We start from the raw sequence: 832 nt of genomic DNA on the forward strand, positions 1-832 counted from the left end.
GGCATTGTCACGTTGTTTGGGGACCGAGCAAGTTTGACCGCGAGGCGGAGTTTGCGTGACCTTACGCCGCCATATGGGCACACGTCTCCTGCCGCCAGATCCGAAAGGCCTTGGAGCGCTCGCGCCGGTATTGATCGGCGGCCATCAGGTGCCGCCGCGGACGGAAGTGGCCATAGATCATCGCGTGCGCCGACAAAAACCGCTGGGCTTGCCCGGCTGACTTGAAGCGCTGCATCGCGCGTTCTCGACGTCGGGTCGGCCTATGGGAATTCTCGGCACGATTGTTCAGGTAGCGGCTGGTCCGATGCTGCACACCGGGTAGGACCTCTCGCTGTGCAACGCCATAGCTGCGGAGCCCATCGGTGACGATCTTGCGGGGTCTATACTGGAGGCCCACCAGCAGGCGCTTGAAGAAGCGTTTGGCGGCCGTGGCATTGCGGCGCTCCTGCACCAGGATGTCGAGCACGACTCCGTGCTGATCCACCGCGCGCCAGAGATCAAAGAGCTCGCCGTTGATCTTCAGGTAAACTTCATCCATGTGCCAGGTGTCGCCCGGTCTTGGCCGCCGCTTGCGCAGCTTGGCCGCGAACTCCGTGCCGAAGCGGAGGCACCAGCGACGGATACTCTCGTAGCTGACCACTACGCCCCGCTCGGCCAGGATCAGCTCGATGTCGCGTAGGCTCAGGCTGAACAGGTGGTAGAGCCAGACAGCATGCTGGATGACCTCGGCCGGGAAACGGTAGCCGGGGTAGGTGGTGGGCTCGGACGGCATGCCGCCAGCTTCGCCTGACGAGTTCGTTCCAGCCAGAGCTGGCCAACGTGACAATGCCCA

The 832-nt window shown here is 63.5% G+C and carries 1 protein-coding gene; it reads right to left on the minus strand.

The window, feature by feature from the left end:
• Positions 1 to 61 precede the first annotated feature (61 nt).
• A complete protein-coding gene (locus D9599_RS30745; protein WP_198385135.1) occupies positions 62 to 772 on the minus strand; it encodes an IS6 family transposase in 711 nt (236 codons plus the stop codon).
• Positions 773 to 832: the final 60 nt, after the last annotated feature.

This window comes from Roseomonas sp. KE2513, assembly GCF_016107305.1.
GTDB lineage: Bacteria > Pseudomonadota > Alphaproteobacteria > Acetobacterales > Acetobacteraceae > Roseomonas.